The sequence below is a fragment of the Natranaerobius thermophilus JW/NM-WN-LF genome, from assembly GCF_000020005.1.
In the GTDB taxonomy this organism is placed as follows: Bacteria; Bacillota; Natranaerobiia; order Natranaerobiales; family Natranaerobiaceae; genus Natranaerobius; species Natranaerobius thermophilus.
This window is the reverse complement of the sequence record NC_010718.1, coordinates 164,010-183,529: the sequence shown is the minus strand read 5'-3', so window position 1 is coordinate 183,529 and position 19,520 is coordinate 164,010. Positions and strand designations below refer to the sequence as shown.

18 protein-coding genes are annotated in these 19,520 nt (G+C 37.9%); 4 read left to right on the top strand and 14 right to left on the bottom strand.

Translation table 11 applies throughout. From position 1 onward, the window contains the following. Position 1: 1 nt before the first annotated feature. Entirely contained in the window at positions 2–1,381 is a 1,380-nt protein-coding gene (radA, locus tag NTHER_RS00885) for a DNA repair protein RadA (RefSeq protein ID WP_083762611.1), read from the bottom strand. Between the two features lie 169 nt (positions 1,382–1,550). Then, a complete protein-coding gene (locus NTHER_RS00880; protein WP_012446647.1) occupies positions 1,551–1,742 on the bottom strand; it encodes a small, acid-soluble spore protein, alpha/beta type in 192 nt (63 codons plus the stop codon). A 178-nt stretch (positions 1,743–1,920) separates the two neighbouring features. On the opposite strand from NTHER_RS00880, the gene NTHER_RS14970 reads away from it, so the two are divergent. Next, complete coding sequence (locus NTHER_RS14970; protein ID WP_012446646.1) at positions 1,921–2,856, top strand: M23 family metallopeptidase; 936 nt, start codon at positions 1,921–1,923, stop codon at positions 2,854–2,856. A gap of 68 nt (positions 2,857–2,924) precedes the next feature. Here NTHER_RS14970 and NTHER_RS00870 read toward each other — a convergent pair whose 3' ends face one another. From NTHER_RS00870 to mnmM, 3 genes are read right to left on the bottom strand one after another with little or no spacing between them, the layout of a single operon-like run. Then, positions 2,925–4,313: an RtcB family protein gene (locus NTHER_RS00870; protein WP_012446645.1), complete on the bottom strand. Its 1,389-nt coding sequence runs from the start codon at positions 4,311–4,313 to the stop codon at positions 2,925–2,927. Continuing rightward, positions 4,300–5,154: a deoxyribonuclease IV gene (locus tag NTHER_RS00865; protein ID WP_012446644.1), complete on the bottom strand. Its 855-nt coding sequence runs from the start codon at positions 5,152–5,154 to the stop codon at positions 4,300–4,302. Before NTHER_RS00865 ends, NTHER_RS00870 begins: the two co-directional genes overlap by 14 nt. A 48-nt stretch (positions 5,155–5,202) precedes the next feature. After that, complete coding sequence (gene mnmM / locus NTHER_RS00860) at positions 5,203–5,775, bottom strand: tRNA 5-(aminomethyl)-2-thiouridylate-methyltransferase MnmM (protein WP_012446643.1); 573 nt, start codon at positions 5,773–5,775, stop codon at positions 5,203–5,205. Between the two features lie 140 nt (positions 5,776–5,915). On the opposite strand from mnmM, the gene NTHER_RS00855 reads away from it, so the two are divergent. Next, complete coding sequence (locus NTHER_RS00855; RefSeq protein ID WP_012446642.1) at positions 5,916–6,227, top strand: MTH1187 family thiamine-binding protein; 312 nt, start codon at positions 5,916–5,918, stop codon at positions 6,225–6,227. 32 nt (positions 6,228–6,259) lie between these two features. On the opposite strand, the gene NTHER_RS00850 is transcribed toward NTHER_RS00855, so the two are convergent. Continuing rightward, positions 6,260–7,018 (bottom strand): SIR2 family NAD-dependent protein deacylase, encoded by a 759-nt coding sequence (locus tag NTHER_RS00850; protein WP_012446641.1) that lies wholly within the window; start codon positions 7,016–7,018, stop codon positions 6,260–6,262. A 54-nt stretch (positions 7,019–7,072) separates the two neighbouring features. Here NTHER_RS00850 and NTHER_RS00845 point away from each other — a divergent pair, with 54 nt between their 5' ends. Next, positions 7,073–7,834, top strand: a complete 762-nt coding sequence (locus tag NTHER_RS00845) for an MBL fold metallo-hydrolase (RefSeq protein ID WP_012446640.1) — start codon at positions 7,073–7,075, stop codon at positions 7,832–7,834. A gap of 73 nt (positions 7,835–7,907) precedes the next feature. Here NTHER_RS00845 and NTHER_RS00840 read toward each other — a convergent pair whose 3' ends face one another. Next, positions 7,908–10,166: a vitamin B12-dependent ribonucleotide reductase gene (locus NTHER_RS00840; protein ID WP_012446639.1), complete on the bottom strand. Its 2,259-nt coding sequence runs from the start codon at positions 10,164–10,166 to the stop codon at positions 7,908–7,910. A gap of 222 nt (positions 10,167–10,388) precedes the next feature. Between NTHER_RS00840 and NTHER_RS00835 the strand changes: the two genes are divergently transcribed. Further along, complete coding sequence (locus NTHER_RS00835; protein WP_012446638.1) at positions 10,389–10,712, top strand: YlbF/YmcA family competence regulator; 324 nt, start codon at positions 10,389–10,391, stop codon at positions 10,710–10,712. A gap of 94 nt (positions 10,713–10,806) precedes the next feature. Here the strand turns inward: NTHER_RS00835 and NTHER_RS00830 are convergent, their stop codons facing one another. From NTHER_RS00830 to NTHER_RS00795, 7 genes are all read right to left on the bottom strand, one after another. Next, positions 10,807–11,841 carry a 3'-5' exoribonuclease YhaM family protein gene (locus tag NTHER_RS00830; protein WP_012446637.1) on the bottom strand — a complete coding sequence of 345 codons (1,035 nt, stop codon included), beginning with the start codon at positions 11,839–11,841 and terminating at the stop codon, positions 10,807–10,809. Between the two features lie 127 nt (positions 11,842–11,968). Continuing rightward, entirely contained in the window at positions 11,969–14,413 is a 2,445-nt protein-coding gene (locus tag NTHER_RS00825; RefSeq protein ID WP_012446636.1) for an ATP-dependent Clp protease ATP-binding subunit, read from the bottom strand. A 30-nt stretch (positions 14,414–14,443) separates the two neighbouring features. Further along, the gene (locus NTHER_RS00820; RefSeq protein WP_012446635.1) at positions 14,444–15,514 is read right to left on the bottom strand and encodes a protein arginine kinase; all 1,071 of its coding nucleotides are present in this window, start codon (positions 15,512–15,514) and stop codon (positions 14,444–14,446) included. Between the two features lie 11 nt (positions 15,515–15,525). Next, entirely contained in the window at positions 15,526–16,053 is a 528-nt protein-coding gene (locus NTHER_RS00815) for a protein-arginine kinase activator protein McsA (protein WP_012446634.1), read from the bottom strand. Positions 16,054–16,087: 34 nt separating this feature from the next. Next, entirely contained in the window at positions 16,088–16,552 is a 465-nt protein-coding gene (locus tag NTHER_RS00810; protein ID WP_012446633.1) for a CtsR family transcriptional regulator, read from the bottom strand. 371 nt (positions 16,553–16,923) lie between these two features. Continuing rightward, the gene (gene ltrA, locus NTHER_RS00805; protein WP_012446632.1) at positions 16,924–18,351 is read right to left on the bottom strand and encodes a group II intron reverse transcriptase/maturase; all 1,428 of its coding nucleotides are present in this window, start codon (positions 18,349–18,351) and stop codon (positions 16,924–16,926) included. A 450-nt stretch (positions 18,352–18,801) separates the two neighbouring features. Beyond that, the gene (locus NTHER_RS00795) at positions 18,802–19,509 is read right to left on the bottom strand and encodes an MgtC/SapB family protein (protein ID WP_012446631.1); all 708 of its coding nucleotides are present in this window, start codon (positions 19,507–19,509) and stop codon (positions 18,802–18,804) included. Between the last annotated feature and the right edge of the window lie 11 nt (positions 19,510–19,520).

Genomic DNA, 19,520 nt, shown 5'->3' with positions numbered 1-19,520 from the left:
CCTACCCTGATAATATTTCTAAAACATCTTTCAAATAGGATACCGGATAAATCTCAATGTTTCCTTGATGATGATTTAAACGGCAAGCTTCGGGTAATATTGCTTTTTTAAAACCCATTCTTTCTGCTTCTAAAAGGCGTTTTTCTGGTTGATTACATGATCGTATTTCACCTGTTAAACCTATTTCTCCCATGACAACTAAATCTCCCGGAAACCCTTGTTCTTTAAAGCTAGAGATCAAACTTAGAGCCACAGCCAAGTCGGCTGCAGGTTCAGCTACTTTAGCACCACCAACCACATTAATAAAAATATCGTCACCTACTAAGTGCAAACCGGATTTTTTCTCTAAAACGGCAGTTATTAATGCTGCTCGGTTACTGTCAATACCTGTGACAACTCTTCTGGGAGTGCCTAGTTGACTGGTACTGACCAGAGCTTGAATCTCTACCAAAAAGGCCCTTGTTCCTTCTAAACTGGGTAAGATAGCAGAACCTACGGTGTAGTCTGGTCTTTTCCTTAAAAACAATTTGGACGGGTTAGTAATTTCCTGTAATCCAGTTTGACGCATTTCAAAAACACCAATTTCTATGGGGCCGAATCTATTTTTTATGCTTCTCAATATCCTATAGTCTTGATGATGATCTCCCTCAAAGTATAAAACAGTATCTACTATATGTTCTAAAACTTTAGGGCCGGCTATTTGGCCTGCCTTAGTAACATGCCCAACTATCAAACAAGCAATTTCATTTTCTTTAGCAACTGAGTGTAAAACTGCTGCACAGTGCTTAACTTGGGATAAACTTCCAGGCGGGGCTTCAATTTCAGGAGTATATAATGATTGAATAGAATCAATTATTAATATTTGTGGTTTTTGTTCATTTAATCTATTTTCTAGTTCCCTGAGGTCTGTGATAGAAGCAAACAATAAGGATTCAGAGTTTAGTCCTAGTCTTTCACATCTTAGTTTTAATTGAGACAGTGATTCTTCACCAGAAACATAAAGGGTACTGAAATTTAATGTATCCAAATTATGAGAGGCTTGCAACATCAGGGTACTTTTACCTATCCCAGGGTCTCCTCCAAAGAGAACTACTGAGCCAGGTACAATACCTCCACCTAAAACTCTATCAAGTTCATCGATGCTTGTACTCATACGAGGTTCTTTTTCTAAGTCAATCTCTGACAAGGTGATTACTTGAGAAGATTGTTCTGATTCAGATGAACCAATGTTAGATTTATGCTTATTATCGCTCGGTTGTTGATATTTTTTTTGAAATGTATTCCAATTAGAACATGCAGGACACTTACCTAACCACTTTAATTCCGTATGTCCACAGTCTAAACACATGTAATATATTGTCGATTTTTTCAATTTTTCCACTCCCCTTGTTAATAAAATTATATCACTATTTTAGCCATAAAAACAACAAGCGACGACCAAGATTTGGCCGCCGCTTGCCTGGGAAGGCATGATATTGTTAAAGGGAGAGGAGTTAACCTGCCTTCATTACTATCTTAACCCAGTTCGTCTGGGTTTATTCATCCTTGCCTTAAAACCCTTGATTTTGATCTCGCATCATCTGTTCAGCTTTTTCAATGGCCAACTTGGTTAAGTTCCCACAATCTCGAGATGGAACACTTCCCCAACCTTCTCGGGCCACTGTATCAAAAACTCCCAGCTCTTTGGCCAGTTCATACTTCAGCTCTTCACTCATGACACCTCTATTTCGCCTACGTGCCATTAGAGCGACACCTCCATTAAATTTAAAGGGTTTTAAGGCTATTTTTAGTTTGTGCTGAACAAGCTCAGGATAATATAGGTAATTTTACGCTATAGAGTATTGTTTTACATTTGAATTTAAAAATATTATAATTTAAAAAGTACAAGTAAATAATACAAAAGAAGTGGAGGAACTAGAGATGAAACCAAAATTTGTAAAAAATACCAGAGGGAGCTCTCAAAAGCAGTTTCGACATTTATTTATACCCATTTTGCTTGTTGGCATTATCCTGACAGCTGGTTGGATTTATTTGGATATTGACGATATCCAAGGAACGAACCCAGTAGCAGGTGATAATGGAGAAAAAGTTAAAGATGAAGAAAACAAAGACAGTGAAGAAACTAAAGACGTGGTATCAGAAGGTGATGAAGAGGAAGTAGTTAACGGTCAAAAAGACAAAGAAAAACAAGAAACGGAAAATGGTAAAGAAGAAACCGATCAGGAAGATGCAGATCAAAGCGCAGAAATACCACCTTCAGAAGAATGGGACCGAGACTTAATCGTATCTAAATTAGACCATTTTATCTCACCTATTGAAGATGCTGTAATTACTTATGCTGATAGTCACTTACCGGGTGCGGATAGAGCTTATCGTAATGGTGTCCACGAAGGAATAGATTATTTTAATGAATATGTAGGCGTTCCAATAGAAATTGATACTCCAGTTAAGTCTGTCGCTGAGGGAGAGGTAATCAGAGCAGATCATGATTTTAAGGAGCTAGAAAAGTCTTATCGTGATGAATTACTTGAAGAAACAGCAGAACTTGGTAAAACACCAGAAGATACTTTGGACAAGCTCAGAGGAAAGCAAGTTTGGGTGGAACACGAACATAATATTGTCGTCAGATATGCCCATTTAAACAGCATTGAAGCACACATAGAGGAAGGTTACCAAATAGAGCAAGGAGAAGTTCTCGGTGGTGTAGGGAATACGGGGACTGGAGCTGCAGCAGAAGGAAGAGATGACGGCCCACACCTCCATATGGAAATATGGTTGGGAGAAGATCAACGCTTTTTAGGAGAAGAAAAATCCATTGACGAAACGCGAGAGATACTTGTAGAAATCTTTGAGTAAAACTACAAGATGAACTCTGAGGAGTTATTAAAATAAATAAAAAGCCAGGTCGCCCCTGGCCCTTGATATTAACCTTTTATCACACCGATGGGGCGCAACCTGGCTATTTTTTTAGTTAAACCGATATCGCAAAGAGTATTAACCACTTCATCAACATCTTTATAAGCTTGAGGAGCCTCATCTATTACATTTTTAACCCCCGGTATACTCATTTCTATCCCATTCATCATTTGTTTGAATTGTTTTTTGGTGATACTTTTTTTGGCCTGCTTTCTTGATAGCTGACGACCCGCTCCATGATTGACCGAATAAAATGTACGTCTCAGATTTTCTGTACCAAGCATAATATAAGATCCGGTACCCATAGTTCCTGGGATAATGACTGGTTGTCCCGTGTTTTTGAATTTTTTAGCTAAGGCAGAGTGACCTGCCGGGAAAGCTCTAGTAGCTCCTTTTCTGTGTACAAGTAATTTTTGATTATCTATTGTTTCGAACTTAGCTATATTATGGGGAACATCGTAAATTAAATTCGTTTTGCAACCAATGGCTTCTTCTATAGCTGTCGTCAATAGCTGTCTATTAGCAAAAGCAAAATTACTTGCAGCTGCCATAGCACTAAAGTATTCTCTACCTAAAGGGCTCTTAATTTCGGCATAGGCTAGCCCTTTTGTTGGAAGTGGCTGTCTATCTTTTTTTAAGGCTTTTTTCATTCTGTCCATATATTCCGTACAAACTTGATGCCCGATCCCTCTACTACCTGTATGAATTAAAAAGCAAACCTTCCCGTAATTAATTCCTAAATCATTGGCTTCTTTTTGATTAAAATCAGTTTCAAGCAAGCAGATTTCAATGAAATGATTCCCAGAACCTAGAGTAGCAAGTTGCTCTTTAGCCCTCTTAACAGCTTCATGACTCAGAACAGAGCTGTCTCCTTCTGATATAACACCACCATCTTCAATGTGATCTAAATCCTCCATATTACCAAAGCCCTGACGAATCAAATAAGGCACGCCCTGTTCCAATACATTTTGGATATCCAAGCTTTTTGCTTTTAAGTATTTTGTTTTACCACCGACTCCAGGAGAAACCGATGAAGTGATTTTTTCCAATAACTTGGGAAGCTCGTCCTTAATATCTCCATAATCAATGTCTGTATTTATCAGCCTAACACCACAGTTAATATCCATCCCCACTGCCCCTGCCGATATTATACCGTCATTACCATCAGTTGCTAACACTCCACCGATAGGTAATCCAAAACCCTCATGGATATCAGGCATTCCTATCACAGGTGGAATCACACCAGGTAACTCACTGGCATCTAACAACTGTTTTAACGAACTCTCTTCTAAGTACTCAAATAATAGAGGTGATAAAAACACCTCCACTTTAATATTATCGGGGGACATATATGAATAAATATTCTGTTCTGTCATTTTAAAATCATTCTTCTTCATGCCTGCCAACCACCTTTTTTAATCGTTGTAAGTTTATTTGGTCACAGTCTGTACCATTTTTTGGTGTTTCCATAATAACTGCCTTTGGTGTAAATGAATCATGAGTTAACAAAGCACCGAATCCCTCATCTGTGATATTACCTTCACCAATATGTTGATGCCTATCTTTAGTAGATCCTAAAGGGACATTGGTATCATTGGCATGGCAAACTTTGATCAAATCCAGGCCCAGCTGTTCATTAACCAGTTCCAGAGTGGTCTCTACCTCCTTGACATTTGAAATGTCGTAACCGGCACCCCAAGCATGAGCAGTATCAAAACAGCACCCGAGCACCTGGGTTCCTGAAAATTTATCTATAATTTTTTTAAGTTCGGTTAAACTACCACCTAGAGTAGATCCAGCTCCTGAAGTGTTTTCCAGTAGTAATTCTACCCCCTCAGGCCAATCCTCCATAATCTTTTCTAAACTATAACTCACCAGATCAATTCCCTTTTCAACTCCTTCACCCACATGACTACCGATATGAGTTACCACATAAGGAGCATCGTAAGCTTTGGCTTTTTCCAAGGCAGCATTCAATAAGTAGATTGATTTTTCCCTAATATCATTTTTAGGAGAAGCCAGGTTAATCAAGTAGGGAGTATGAAACACTAAAGGTTTTATCTGTAATTCCTCCTGTTTTTTTATAAATAAATCTCGAGATTTTGGTGTGATTTTGCCTGGCTTCCAGCTAGTTGGATTCCCTGAAAAAATTTGTATACATTCCATACCTAATTCACTAGCACGATTTAATTGTTTACCCACACCACCCGAAAGGGGCATGTGAAAACCCAATCTCATAACTTTCCCCCCTATCGTATGTTCAAACCGCAATTCACTGTCTAGTTTTTACTTGTTTTTTAAAACTGCCATTAGATACGGTGGATTGTTTTTAAAATTTAAAGATATAATTTTCTTTGTATGGAATTTAGTCTGATCTAGTCTCATAAGGTAATCTTGAACCACTTGAGATTCTATCATTCCTGTCTCATGACCTGGATATAATACTATTGTCAATAATCCACCGGCCTTCAATAAACTTAAAGCTCCTTCAATAGCTCGGATAGTATTCTGAGGTTCTGTCACTACCTTCTTGTCACTACCAGGCAAATAACCTAAATTAAACATAACACAACTAACCGGCCCTTCCACATCCTCAATCAATTTTTCGTGACCTTTATTAAGTAATCTTACTCGCTCATGCAGTCCCTCCTGCTGTAAACGTTTCCAAGTAGTTTCAAGAGCTTGCTTTTGAATATCAAAAGCATACACAAGCCCCTGATCACCAACTCGATTGGCTAAATATTCAGTATCGTGTCCATTCCCACAAGTTGCATCAACTACTCTATCACCTTGTGATATCACACCGTCCAATAACTGTTTATCTATTTCTGTAGGTTTATTAAAAGGGTTTATTTGCACCTTGTTCACCTCACCTATGAAATTAAATTACGGGATTAGCCATATTAACAACAGGAAAATAACGGCTAAAGCGCGAACTTATAAAGAGATACATGTAATTTCAATTATTTAATAAACTATACCACAAGGAGGGATAAGCTTTGGCCATTGTAGAGGTTAGTGTAGCTCCACTGGGAACTGGCTCTCCAAGCATCAGCCCTTATGTGGCTGACTGTCATCAAATACTGGAATCTCAATCAAAGGTTAATTACAAACTAACACCAATGGGAACCATTTTAGAAGGTGATCTGAACGATTGTTTGGATATTGTTAAACAAATGCATCAAGTACCCTTTGATTCAGAAGCGCAGAGAGTCGTGACAAACATTAAAATAGATGATCGCAGAGATAAAACAGCAAGTATGAACCAAAAAGTCAGTTCTGTCACTTCAAAAATGTCCCAAACTGAATAATATTGATTTGTTATATTAACTACTGGATTTCATTATTGTGATAATTCGTCTTTCATATGATCCCATAGTTGTGACAGAGTCTCTCCACATTTACCCTGTATAACTACTTCTGCCTGTCGATCAAAGGGGGTTTCCTCAAGATTAATTATACCCATGGGAATACCTAGTTCAGCTAGGGCAGCCACAGGGTACACCTGTAAACTGGTACCTATAACCAATAAAAAGTCGCACCGTTGTTTCAAAACTGTGGTAACTTTAAAAAATAGATCTGGCATTTGATCACCAAATAGTATGATATCAGGTCGTAACATACCTCCACATTCCTTACATTTAGGGACATCTTTTTGTTCTTTTTCTAATTGATCGCTTAATTCTTGGAAAGGATACTCTTGATTACATCCTAAACAATAGCACTTTCTGGTATTACCATGGACTTCAAATACTTGTTTTGAACCTGCTTTTTGATGAAGACCATCGATATTTTGTGTGACTATACCACTTATCACACCATGTTTTTCTAAATCAGCTAAAATCTTATGACCCTGATTGGGTTCTTTGTTGGCCAGTTGCTTAAATCTTTCGAAACCATATTCATAAAATTTTTCCGGCACCGACATCAATACTTCTCTAGTAGAATATTGCATAGGATCAATTTTGGTCCACAAGCCATCTTTGCCTCTAAAATCTGGTATACCACTTTCTGTACTGATTCCGGCTCCAGTTAGTACATAAGGTTCCTCGGAAGACAATAGTTTTTCTTTTAGATCTTGAAATTTTTTGTTATCAGCCATTAATAGGCCTCCTTTCGCAGTAATTAGTATTAAAAGAAAATGAGGGATGAATATATGAAAGTAACATTCTTAGGTACAGGGCCATCTCACGGGGTCCCGGTAATTGGTTGTAGCTGTTCAGTGTGTTCAAGTAAAGATTCAAAAAACACCAGGTACCGGTCGAGCGTGATCATCAAATATGAAAATAATCACCTGTTAATTGATACTCCACCGGAGTTTCGGTTGCAAATGATCAATAACAATATACACAGGATAGATGGAGTGCTTTTTACCCATCCCCATGCTGACCATGTTCACGGTTTTGACGATTTAAGACGCTTCAATGAAATTCAAAGGGAATCTATTCCTTGTTTTGCCAGTTCAGAAACTGTAAAGAATCTAAAAAACATGTATTCTTATGTCTTTAGAGGTGGAGATCCCTATACTAGTAGTCCCAAAGTTACTTTACATTCAATCTCGAGTAGTTTTGAACTCAATGGCTTGACCATCAACCCAATTCCAATATATCATGGGAAGTCTTTAATCCTGGGTTATCGTATCGGTAGGTTCGCTTATCTTACAGATTGTTCTCAGATTCCTCCCGATTCATATAAATTTTTACAGGGTCTGCATACTCTAGTGATCGGTGCTTTGAGGTATCGTTCTCACCCTAACCATTTAAGTGTTGATGAAGCTGTAGAGACTGTAAATAAAATAAATCCTGAAGTTGCTTACTTTACACATATGACTCATGATCTAGACTACTATCAGTTAAATGAACAATTACCAGTTAATATAAAACCGGCCTTTGATAATTTAACTATCCAAGTCGAATGATAAAATTAAGAAAATAACAAAGTGTCAAAAAGAGGCAGTTTAAGCTGCCTCTTTTATTTGAAATATCTATTAACTAGCTACATTTAGAGTATCCACAATAATAGCATGTAATGCACCCACTTTCATGGGAAACTGGGCTACCACAATCAGGACAAGCACCCATTAACATATCTAATTTGTCTATACCATTATTAGATTGAACCGGTTCTTCTCCTTGTTCTTTTCTAATAAGATAACGGTCTAAGACGATGCCAATGGCATCTGGACAGCTTAGTACCATTCCCCCTCCTTTGTTCCAGGCAGGGCTTGGGCACCGAATACCTCTCAATTCTTTTACTATGGATTCACCTTTTAAACCGGACCTCAAGGCCATACTTACCAGCCTGGCAGTAGCTTCGGATTGACTAGCAGCACAACCTCCGGATTTACCCATGGACGCAAAAACTTCACAAAGACCTTCTTCATCTTCATTAATCGTAACATATAAATTACCACAACCAGTTTTTATTCTCTCAGTCCGGCCGATAGTGGCATCGGGTCGTTTTCTGGGAACAATTTCACCGGCTCGGCCTTCTTTAGGTTCACTTTTTTGTGGTTTTTGTTGTTTTTGTTCTTCTTGCTTTGATTTAGCTTTACTTGTCTGCAGTACTTGGGTATCACGACTACCGTCTCTGTAAACTGTAACGCCTTTACAGTTTAATTCGTGAGCCAGATTATAAATTTCATAAACATCTTTTAGGTCAGCTTCATTAGGCAGATTAACAGTTTTGCTTACCGCATTGTCGGTTGCTTTCTGGAAAGCTGCCTGCATCTTCAAGTGCCATTCTGGGGATATATCATGAGATGTTACAAATACCTTTTTGATACTATCCGGAATTTCATCAATATCCTGTATACTTCCCTTATCTGCCACTTTTTCCATCAATTCAGAACTATAACAACCCGCTTCTTCAGTTGCCTCTTTAAATACAGGGTTTACTTCCACTAGTTTATCATTATCGAGCACATTTCTTGTAAATGCCAGGGCAAATAATGGCTCTATTCCGCTAGAGGTTCCACATAAAATGGAAATGGTTCCAGTGGGAGCAATGGTAGTAGTTGTTGCATTTCTAATGGGTTCTTCACCTTTTTGATCATATATACTGCCTTTAAAGTTGGGAAAAGCTCCTCTTTCTTTAGCTAGTTCTTGAGATTTGGCTTTTGATTCTTGATCAATATAACCCATGACTTTTTCGGCTAAATCCAGGGCTTCTTGAGAGTTATAAGGTATTCTTAGTTTAAACAACATATCTCCAAAACCCATTACTCCTAAACCAATTTTTCTATTTTCCTTTGACGTCTTTTCAATCTCTGGTAAAGGATATCTATTGGCATCAATTACATTATCAAGAAAATGAACTGCAGTATGGACAGTTTCCTTTAATAATTGATAGTCCACTGCACCATTGTTTACCATCTTTGAAAGATTGACAGATCCCAAATTACAAGATTCAAAGGGCAATAAAGGTTGTTCACCACAAGGGTTTGTTGATTCAATTTCACCAATATGGGGAGTGGGATTATTTTCATTCATCTTGTCAATAAAAACTATCCCGGGTTCGCCATTTCCCCAAGCCATTTCTACTATTTTATCAAAAACTTCTCTTGCCCTGAGAGTTTTAACTGCTTGACCATTTTTGGGGTTTTTAAGGGAGTATTCACCATCTTGTTTTACGGCTTCCATAAATTCTTCGGTTATTCCAACAGAGATATTAAAATTATTGATTTCATCACTGTCACGTTTGCATGTAATAAATTCCTGTATATCTGGATGATCCACCCTGAGAATACCCATATTGGCTCCACGTCTAGTACCACCTTGTTTTACAGCTTCAGTTGCCGAGTTAAAAACTTTCATAAAGGATACAGGCCCGCTGGCTACACCACCTGTAGATAAAACTATATCATTTTTAGGGCGTAAGTTTGAGAAGGAAAAGCCTGTACCTCCTCCACTCTTATGAATTAACGCTGCATTTTTAATCGCTTCAAATATACTCTCCATAGAATCTTCTATAGGTAAAACAAAACAAGCAGCCAATTGTTGCAATTCTCTCCCAGCGTTCATCAAAGTAGGAGAGTTTGGCATAAAATATTGATTGTCCATAAGGTCAAAAAAATTCTGGGAAACTTTCGATACTTCCTGTTTATCTTTTTGATAAACATCTTTTTCAACTTGAGCAATATTATCAGCTACTCGTTTCAGCATATCTTCTGGATTTTCAGTTTCACCTTTCTCATTGGTCTTTAAGTACCTCTTTTCAAGGACCATTTTGGCGTTCTTTGTCAATTCCATTCATTCATCCCTCCTGTGTATTAAATTTCCTCACAAAAATCTATTATTCTGTTGTAGAACCTAAGTTTATTGGTAAAAATAATAATTAGATATTAATTAACTCAGTATCATATACAATTCAATAAGATCAATTTGATTTCCTACTTTACAATTGATATCTATTTAAGCTACAATAGTAAAGGTATCCATATTACTTAGGGAAAAATTTTGGAGGTGTGTTTTTTGAGTGTAGAGCAAAAAGCCAAAGAATTGGCTGAAGCAATTAAGGAAACTGAAGAATTTGAGACTTTGAAAAGTGCTGAAAACAAATTAAATCTTGATGTTACAGCTCAAGAATTGTTGCAAAAATTTCAGGACAAGCAGCAAAATCTTCAACAATCACAACAACAAGGACAAGAAGTCAGTCAAGAAGAAATTCAAACATTGCAGTCCTTGCAGCAAGAAATGCAAAATAATGAAACCATTAAAACATTAATGGATGCTCAACAGCAATTTGACAATTTGCTGCAAGAAGTTAACCAAACTGTACTAACTTCCCTTAAATAAACATACTAACGCAGAAAACCATGAACTTTTAGATAGCAAAACCCCGTTTTAAAGCGGGGTTTTGTTATTTTTTTATTTTATCACATAGCTTATTTTAAGATTCAGTTAAATTATCAAGACTTAGCTGGCTTCCTTCTATCTGTTCACTAGTTTCTTCTTGAGGCAAATAAAAAGCTCTACCCATTAAAGGATCAAAATTAGTCCAATTAAAGTTTTCTTCTTGCTCTCCAGTCTCAGCCTCAAAAAACAATTTATCAACCTGATTTAGCCGACTGCTAATCAGATCTCCATAAAATAAACATAAAGCGTTAAAGGTTTTTGGGACTTCTGGAGAACCCCATTCTTTCTCTCCGTGATGGCTTAAAATCATATGCCTAATCTCCACAGCCAGTGATTCGGGAAAATACGATAATCTATCAATTTTAGACCTTATCAACTCTTCTCCCAATGCAATATGTCCCAATAGTTTTCCTCTATCAGTCATTTGAAAACTAGGACTATTTAAATCATATTCGTAAATTTTACCTATATCATGGAGTAAGCTCCCTGTAACAAGAAGATCCCAGTTAATTCTATCTTGATACAGCTGATACATTGATGAAACTATTTTGATAACTTCTAAACTGTGTTCCGCCAAGCCCCCCAGATAATTGTGATGCACTTTCTTGCCTGCTGGGGCCTTGAGATATAAACTAAGAAGTTTTTGATCTTCAAATATTGTATTAAGTAGCTCGGTCAAGTATTTATTATTGATATTTTTGATAGTTTTTCGTAATTCTTTTTTAAGCTCTTCACTTCCTATAGAACTGGAGGGGACAAAGGGAGTCAGATCAATATCTTCAGCTATAGCTTCGATTTCATCAATTATTATTTGGACTCCTTTATATTCCTGAGTTTTTCCCTTCACCCAGACAATAGTATCTTCATGCACATAATTAGCTGTCTGTTCAGCCCGTTCCCACAAAACGGCCTTAATGGTGCCAGTATTATCTCGTAAGCGCAGTAACATAAACTTTTCCCCAGTTTTTTTCTGGGTATTAAAATCCATCATCTTTTTTTCAACGACTACAAAAGGAGCATCTATTTTATCTCCAACATTGATATCTTTTACAAATTGTTCTTTTTTCATTAGATTCACCTCCATTGACCTTCCACCATGATTCGACAAAAACTAATACTATTCCTTCAAATAGTCAATAAAAATAAAATAATAAAAAACGGGGCATTTGCCCCGTTTTTTATTAATATTTCATTAGTTACTTCTTTTTAAAGCTTAGTTCATTGTCTTCGGCATCGATAACAACTGTTTCACCGTGGGCAAACTCGCCGCTTAGCATTTTCTCAGATAAGACATCTTCTACTTGCTTTTGAATTACACGGCGTAAAGGACGGGCTCCGTAGGTAGGGTCATAGCCCTGCTCTGCCAAATGTTTTTTAGACTCTTCCGTAAACTCTAAGTTCATGTTAAATTCGGCCATTCTTTCCTTCAATTCTTCTAGCATTAGTTCCACAATGTCAGATAAATGTTCTTTTTCAAGTGCATGGAAAACGATTACTTCATCTACTCGATTTAAAAACTCTGGTCGGAATGAGTTCTTAAGTTCACTCATAACATTATCTTTCATTTCTTTATATGAATCTTCACTGGTTTGAGGTTTGAAACCTACCTTGCTTTCATTTCTAATTAAGTTTGCTCCTACATTGGAGGTCATAATTATAACAGTATTTCTAAAATCTACAGTTCTACCTTTAGCGTCAGTTAAGCGACCATCTTCTAGAACTTGCAACAATGTATTAAAGACTTCTGGATGGGCCTTTTCTATCTCATCAAGTAGAATAACCGAATAAGGGCGGCGACGAACTTTTTCCGTTAGCTGTCCAGATTCTTCGTGGCCTACGTATCCCGGTGGTGACCCTAGTAGTCTCGAAACCGTGTGCTTTTCCATATACTCTGACATATCTAATCTAATCATAGCATCTTCATCGCCAAATAACACATCAGCCAGAGCTCTGGCAAGTTCAGTTTTTCCTACCCCTGTAGGCCCAAGGAATATAAAAGAGCCAATAGGTCTTTTGGGATCTTTTAGACCAGAGCGTGCTCTTCTAATAGCATTTGATACCGACTGGACCGCCTCTTCTTGACCTACAACTCGTTGGTGGAGAGCGTCTTCCATATTCAACAGACGTTCGGTTTCTTCCTGGGCCAAGCGCTTTACAGGTATTCCAGTCCAATCCGACACAATTCTAGCTATATCCTCCTCAGTTACTTGAGCTTCGTCGGACAACTGTTTTTTCTCCCAGCTTTTTTCCATATCTTCTAACTCTTTTTTAATTTCTTGTTCTTTATCCCTTAATTTGGCTGCCTGTTCAAAATCTTGACTTTTAACTGCAGCTTCTTTTTCTTTTTCTATTTCCTCAAGATCTTCTTCCAGTTTCCTCATATCTGGCGGTGCAGTATTAGTTTTAAGTTTAACATTAGAAGCAGCTTCATCAATTAAATCTATAGCTTTGTCAGGTAAATATCTATCAGTAATATACCTGTCTGACATTTTCACACTAGCTTCAATGGCGTCATCTGTTATTTGAACTCTATGATGAGCTTCATAACGATCTCTTAAACCTTTAAGTATTTCAACAGTTGCTTCTTTACTAGGTTCATCAACGGTAACTGGCTGGAAACGACGCTCTAGGGCCGAATCTTTTTCAATATATTTTCGATATTCATCAAGGGTAGTTGCACCTATGCATTGTAGTTCCCCTTTTGCTAGAGCTGGTTTGAGAATATTTGAAGCATCGATAGCTCCCTCAGCGGCACCTGCGCCAATCATAGTGTGGATTTCGTCAATGAAGATAATAACTTCACCACTATCAGTTAATTCATCAATCAATTTACGTAATCTTTCCTCAAACTCACCTCTATATTTTGTTCCTGCAACCACTGCAGACAATTCAAGAGTGACAACTCGTTTGTTTTCGAGTATCTTGGGTACCTCACCTTCAATTATCTTTTGGGCTAAACCTTCAGCAATAGCAGTTTTACCTACTCCTGGTTCACCTATTAAACAAGGATTATTCTTTGTCCTTCTGCTTAATACCTGGATAACCCGTTCAATTTCCTTTTTACGTCCAATCACCGGATCTAGTTTGCCTTCTTCAGCTAGTTTAGTCAGGTCTCTTCCAAAATTATCTAAAGTAGGTGTTTTGTCTCTATTTGCCATTTTGGGATTTTGAGCCTGACCAAAATTGGCTTGACCTTTTGGCTGCTGACTACCACCAATTATTTTTAGCACTTCTTCCCGGGCTTTATCTAAGTCAACACCTAATTCTTGAAGTACCTTAGCGGCTATACCTTCTCCTTCTTTAACTAATCCCAACAATAAGTGCTCGGTTCCTATATAGTTGTGACCCATTCGCCGTGCCTCTTCCATAGATAGTTCAATTACTGTTTTGACCCTGGGTGTATAGCCCACATTTCCACTAACTTGTTCTTCACCCGGTTGTACTAAATTCTCCACAGCTTCTCTAACTTCTTCCAAATCAACTCCTAAGTTCTTGAAGGTCTGGGCAGCAATTCCTTCACCTTCTCTAATAAGACCCAGTAGTAAATGTTCAGTGCCTATATAATTATGATTTAGTCTTTTCGCCTCATCTTGTGATAGAGCCATGACTTTTTGGGCTCTTTGAGTAAATCTAGCAAACATACTATCACCCCGCTTTAAATAGTAATTTCCTTATTCTTGTTTATCTGTATTCATATTTATTCTTTTCTGTATAATTTCCGCTCGTTTGGTATCCCTCTCACCTGATTCTAGTTCCTTACCAGCTATTTTCTGTAAGTTGGCCGGTCTGATTAGAACCATTAGATCATCTAAAATTGTAGCATCTACTTCTTTTAATAAGCCCATATCCACACCTAATCTTACTTGGCTCAATAGATCTAGGGCTTCTTTTGTGGTGACAATTCTAGCATAACTCAACTGCCCAAAGGAACGTCCTGCTTTATCGGCAACTTTTAACTCACTATCTTCTTCTAATTTTTTCCTGGCTTGCTCTTCTTGCTCAACTATTTGTTTCGTAACTCCCAGCAAATTCTCAATCATATCTTGTTCAGATTGTCCCAGGGTTATTTGATTGGATATCTGAAATATGTTTCCAACCACTTCAGACCCTTCACCATATAATCCTCTGACTGCTAGGCCTACTTGCCCTACTGCTGACAAGATTCTGTTAATTTGACCGGTTATAGCTAAAGCTGGTAAATGTAGCATAACTGAAGCCCTCATTCCCGTGCCAACATTGGTAGGGCATGCTGTCATAAAACCCAGTTCTTCGTCAAAGGCGTAATCGACCGATTCTTCAATTAAATCATCAATATGATCAGCCATTTCAAAGGCTTTCTCTAGTTGTAATCCAGGAAACAGGCACTGAATTCTAATATGATCCTCTTCATTGAGCATAATGCTAATGTCTTCATCCTGGCTGAGAATTACAGCACTATTTCTATCTTCTTTTGCAAGTAACGGACTGATTAAATGTTTTTCAACCATAACTTGTTTGTCAATGGAACTTAAATCTTTCATCTTAATAGTTTTCGGTCGTCCTAAGCCACTTTCTCCTCTTTTTAAACTTTCCTGAACTGAATTTATTACTTGTTCTGTTTCTTCATCACCTGCTAAGGAGGGGAACGGTACTTCCCGAAAATTTCGCGCTAATCTAATGCGACTTGATAGGACGATATTGTGATGGGGTCCTTCGCCTTCCATCCATTTTGCACCCGTTTCCCTAATATATTTATCAAGCATCGTCATCCCCCCTACTCAAGCTCCTTTTCCAGTTTCTTTATTTCATCTCTAATTTCGGCTGCACGTTCAAATTCTTCACGGTGTATACTTCTTTGTAATTCCTCTTTTAATTCACTAATTCGCTTTTTCAACCTAAGAGTTCCACCTGCGCGTTTAGGTACTTTACCATGATGACCTGTGCTACCATGAATTCTTTTTAGCATTGGTTTTAAGCGTTCACCAAATTTTTCGTAGCAATTACTACATCCAAACCTTCCCATTTTACCAAATTGCTGATAAGTTAAACCACAAGTTTCACATTGCCCTTGTTGATCAGCACTCACATGAAAGCTTTGTGCACTACCCTCTCCCGCTGTTTTATCGAATCCCATTAACCCGGACAAGAAATTTTGAAGAGGGAAACTGTTTTCGAAGTCGAATTCAATCTGTTCAGATTCTTTGGCACATTTTTCGCATAAATGTACTTCGGTTTTCTTGTTATTGATAATTTTAGTCCAATGTACAGTGGCAGGACGTTTATTGCAATTTTGGCACATCATAATAATCACCTCCTAAACAGGCCTTAACAATTTACTATTCCTTGAATTTTAGTATCTCCAGCAATACATTTTTAAACAGAGCGGCCCTTATTTCGTCTCTCCAAGGTAGAGGAACAGGAATACTTTCCCTTTTTACACAACTTTTAAGTAATCCTTCCTCGCGTTCCTTGATAATTCCCTCATCTGCCAATCGAGTAATTAAACCATTAGCCTCTTGTTCAGAAATAGAGTTTCCAATTAAATCAGTTAGTTTGTAAAGAGGAGTCTCACCAGCTAATCTCAATCTTCTGATTTCAATATATCCACCACCACCACGGCGACTACTCACTAGATATCCTTTATCTTCCGTGAATCGTGTACTCAATACATAGTTTATTTGAGATGGAACACAATTAAACTTATAGGCCAGGTCACAACGTTTAACTACGATTGCTTTATTAGGACTTTCTTCGATTAAATTTTTTAGGTATTTTTCTATATTATCTGAAAGACTTCCCATTCCATCTCACCCCTGACCATTTTTGACCTTTCAATTCTTATTATAAAATTTTTTTCCTTTTTTTGCAACATTATTAAATAAAAATTGAGCTCTACACACTTATTTTAACCACATATTAGTGAAAAGATTTAAATATCAAAATTTAAATTTCAACACTAAAGTCATAGTTGATAACTGTAAAATTTCAATTCGAAGAAAATTTTTACAATATCAACAACTAAAAATAACAATGCCTAAGTGAAAGGCTGTGTAAGAGACAACTATCAACAACGGACTATAACAGAACCAATCGAGTAGGAGGTAGATAATTATTTTATCTACCGACCTCTCACACCACCGAGCAAACCGTTCGGTACACGGCGGTTCCTAGTTTACGCTTTAACTTGTCGATAATATTCCGAAAAGAATAGGAAACCAAATCCTTTGATTACATCATTTCCAAGGGATTTGGATAAGACGGGGCTATTGGAAATTCTCCAGTAGCCCTTTCTTGTGTTTGCATATTCCCATGCTTTGTATTTATTGGCTCCAAAGAACTTGAGCATTTTAAATTTTGTTCTCACTTTCTTCCATTGTTTCCAGTAAATCATGCGAATACGCCTTCTCATCCAACTGTCAGTATTTATTAACAGATTCTTCATATCAGCTGGTTTAAAGTAGTTAACCCAACCCATAATGTATCGGCTAAGTTTCTTTGCTCTGGCTTCGTTGCTTATTCCATAACTTCTAGATGTGAGTTCTTTTATTCTCGTTCTCATCTTTGTAACTGATTTAAGATGAACTCTTAATCTGGCTTTTCCTTTATGTCTGTAAAAGCCAAACCCAAGAAATCTTACCTTTCCTACATAGGCAACTACAGTTTTATCTTTATTTACTTTGAGAAATAGTTTATTTTCGATGAAGGGTAGTATGTTCTTCAAGGTGCGTCCGGCACTTCTTCTGCTTTTACAAAAGATTAGCAGGTCGTCCGCATAGCGGACGAATTCGTGCCCCCTTTTCTCAAGTTCTTTATCCAATTCGTGGAGCATTATGTTACTGAGGATAGGGCTAAGAGGCCCGCCCTGGGGCACGCCAACTTCTGTATCCTTATAGGTGTGTTTGATCATTACTCCTGCTCTTAGATATTTGTTGATAAGAGATATTACTCGACCGTCTTTTATTGTCTTAGATAGCACTTCTATCAATTTGCTCTGGTTTACTGTGTCAAAGTATTTCTCCAAGTCCATATCTACTACATATTTGTATCCTTCATTTATGTTTTGTTGACTTTTCTTAATTGCATCATGAGTACTGCGTCCAGGGCGAAAACCATAGCTGTTATCTGAGAATTGCTCCTCATATATTGGAGATAGTACTTGGGCTATTGCTTGTTGGATTACCCTGTCTACCACTGTAGGTATGCCTAATTTTCTTTTCTTCCCATCTTCTTTAGGTATCTCTACCCTTCTGACGGGATTAGGGCGGTATTTACCGTCCAGGACTCTTTGCCTGAGGTGGTCCCCGTTTTCTTTGAGATATTGTAGAAGTTCATCTACTCCCATCCCATCAATCCCGTGAGAGCCTTTGTTGGATTTTATTTTCTTGAATGCTTTATTCATGTTGTCTCTATCCAAAATTTCCTCTAGCAAATTCCCCTTCGACAAGTTTGCATTGGAGATGTTGTTTTCAGTTATCCTTAAAGAACTGTGCACTCCCGCATATCCTTCGTGTTCCGCACTATTCTTCTGCGGTGAGCCTTCTTTGCAGCTTTCGCCTGTCAGAAGTTGGCGGCACTTCATTCCTTTATTGGTAACAGTCATTTACTGATCTCCTCCTAGGTTCATCCCTTCCTTAATGATGTCGACCTCATCAAGTACTATGGAGTCTGCTGACTTCTCATGACAAATCTTATTTCAACCGTGGTTCGAAGTTCATCTTGCCACGTCCATGAGACCTCCCACGGTAAGACGATTAACTTTCATTCCATGTACCCACATCATTTACACTGGTATGTCCGTGTAGTTGATTGGACTTCGTTTTGTATTGCAAACTCATCCCATACCTTATGCCTGATGATGTTCGTGTGCCTTGGGTCGGAATTTTGCCTTAAGCTTCCTTCAGATCCCACCTCACGATGGGCACCCTTGCTCTTGGCTAATGGTTGGTAACTACAAACCCCCATAGTGGACTTACACCACCTAGCTAATCGTCATGCATGGCGCACAATGAAAAAGCAGGTAGTCGTAAAACTACCTGCTAGGGTCACCATCTTATCCTTCATTAACGTTCTTTCCTTCCCAACTGAGCTCAAGAACACCTTCCATTTCCATAATTGCAGATAAAAATTCATTGTCATCCAACCTGGTAGGTACTTTTAATAATAATGTGATATCAATAGCTTTTACCTGATATCCTTCCATGTATTCGGGTTCTGTCATTTCTACTTTGTGAATATTTACATTTCTCTCTGCAATAAGACTAGAGATTTTAGCTAATTGACCTGGACGATCGATTACCCTGACCCACAGTTCTTTTAAGCGTCTTTTCTGTGCTAAAAATCGTTCCACATTCCCTAAAATGTACAGACTAACCATTACCACAGCTGTAGCAGTAAAGGCTCCTAAATAAAAACCACCACCAACTGCTAACCCAATACCGGCGACCACCCAAAGACTAGCCGCAGTGGTTAAACCTCTTATGGTACTTCCTTGTCGCAAAATAGTACCTGCACCTAGAAACCCAACTCCACTAACCACCTGGGCGGCTATACGCGCCGTATCAGCACCTCTGCTTATTTCACCTTCCGGACCTGTAAAAGTATATATTGAAACTAGCATAATTAAGGTAGCTCCTACACACACTAAAATATGAGTTCTAAATCCTGCAGGCCGGTTATGTTGTTCCCTTTCAAAACCAACTACTCCTCCCAGTATTCCGCCCAAAACTAATCGAAGTACTATTTCAAAAGGTGATATCATAAAATTCCCCC

Excerpts from the sequence above, each read along its gene's own strand:
- NTHER_RS00880 (WP_012446647.1), bottom strand. The coding sequence starts at position 1,742 with ATGGCACGTAGGCGAAATAGAGGTGTCATGAGTGAAGAGCTGAAGTAT.
- NTHER_RS14970 (WP_012446646.1), top strand. The coding sequence starts at position 1,921 with ATGAAACCAAAATTTGTAAAAAATACCAGAGGGAGCTCTCAAAAGCAG.
- NTHER_RS00870 (WP_012446645.1), bottom strand. The coding sequence starts at position 4,313 with ATGAAGAAGAATGATTTTAAAATGACAGAACAGAATATTTATTCATAT.
- NTHER_RS00865 (WP_012446644.1), bottom strand. The coding sequence starts at position 5,154 with ATGAGATTGGGTTTTCACATGCCCCTTTCGGGTGGTGTGGGTAAACAA.
- NTHER_RS00850 (WP_012446641.1), bottom strand. The coding sequence starts at position 7,018 with ATGGCTGATAACAAAAAATTTCAAGATCTAAAAGAAAAACTATTGTCT.
- NTHER_RS00845 (WP_012446640.1), top strand. The coding sequence starts at position 7,073 with ATGAAAGTAACATTCTTAGGTACAGGGCCATCTCACGGGGTCCCGGTA.
- NTHER_RS00840 (WP_012446639.1), bottom strand. The coding sequence starts at position 10,166 with ATGGAATTGACAAAGAACGCCAAAATGGTCCTTGAAAAGAGGTACTTA.
- NTHER_RS00830 (WP_012446637.1), bottom strand. The coding sequence starts at position 11,841 with ATGAAAAAAGAACAATTTGTAAAAGATATCAATGTTGGAGATAAAATA.
- NTHER_RS00825 (WP_012446636.1), bottom strand. The coding sequence starts at position 14,413 with ATGTTTGCTAGATTTACTCAAAGAGCCCAAAAAGTCATGGCTCTATCA.
- NTHER_RS00820 (WP_012446635.1), bottom strand. The coding sequence starts at position 15,514 with ATGCTTGATAAATATATTAGGGAAACGGGTGCAAAATGGATGGAAGGC.
- NTHER_RS00815 (WP_012446634.1), bottom strand. The coding sequence starts at position 16,053 with ATGATGTGCCAAAATTGCAATAAACGTCCTGCCACTGTACATTGGACT.
- NTHER_RS00810 (WP_012446633.1), bottom strand. The coding sequence starts at position 16,552 with ATGGGAAGTCTTTCAGATAATATAGAAAAATACCTAAAAAATTTAATC.
- ltrA (WP_012446632.1), bottom strand. The coding sequence starts at position 18,351 with ATGACTGTTACCAATAAAGGAATGAAGTGCCGCCAACTTCTGACAGGC.
- NTHER_RS00795 (WP_012446631.1), bottom strand. The coding sequence starts at position 19,509 with ATGATATCACCTTTTGAAATAGTACTTCGATTAGTTTTGGGCGGAATA.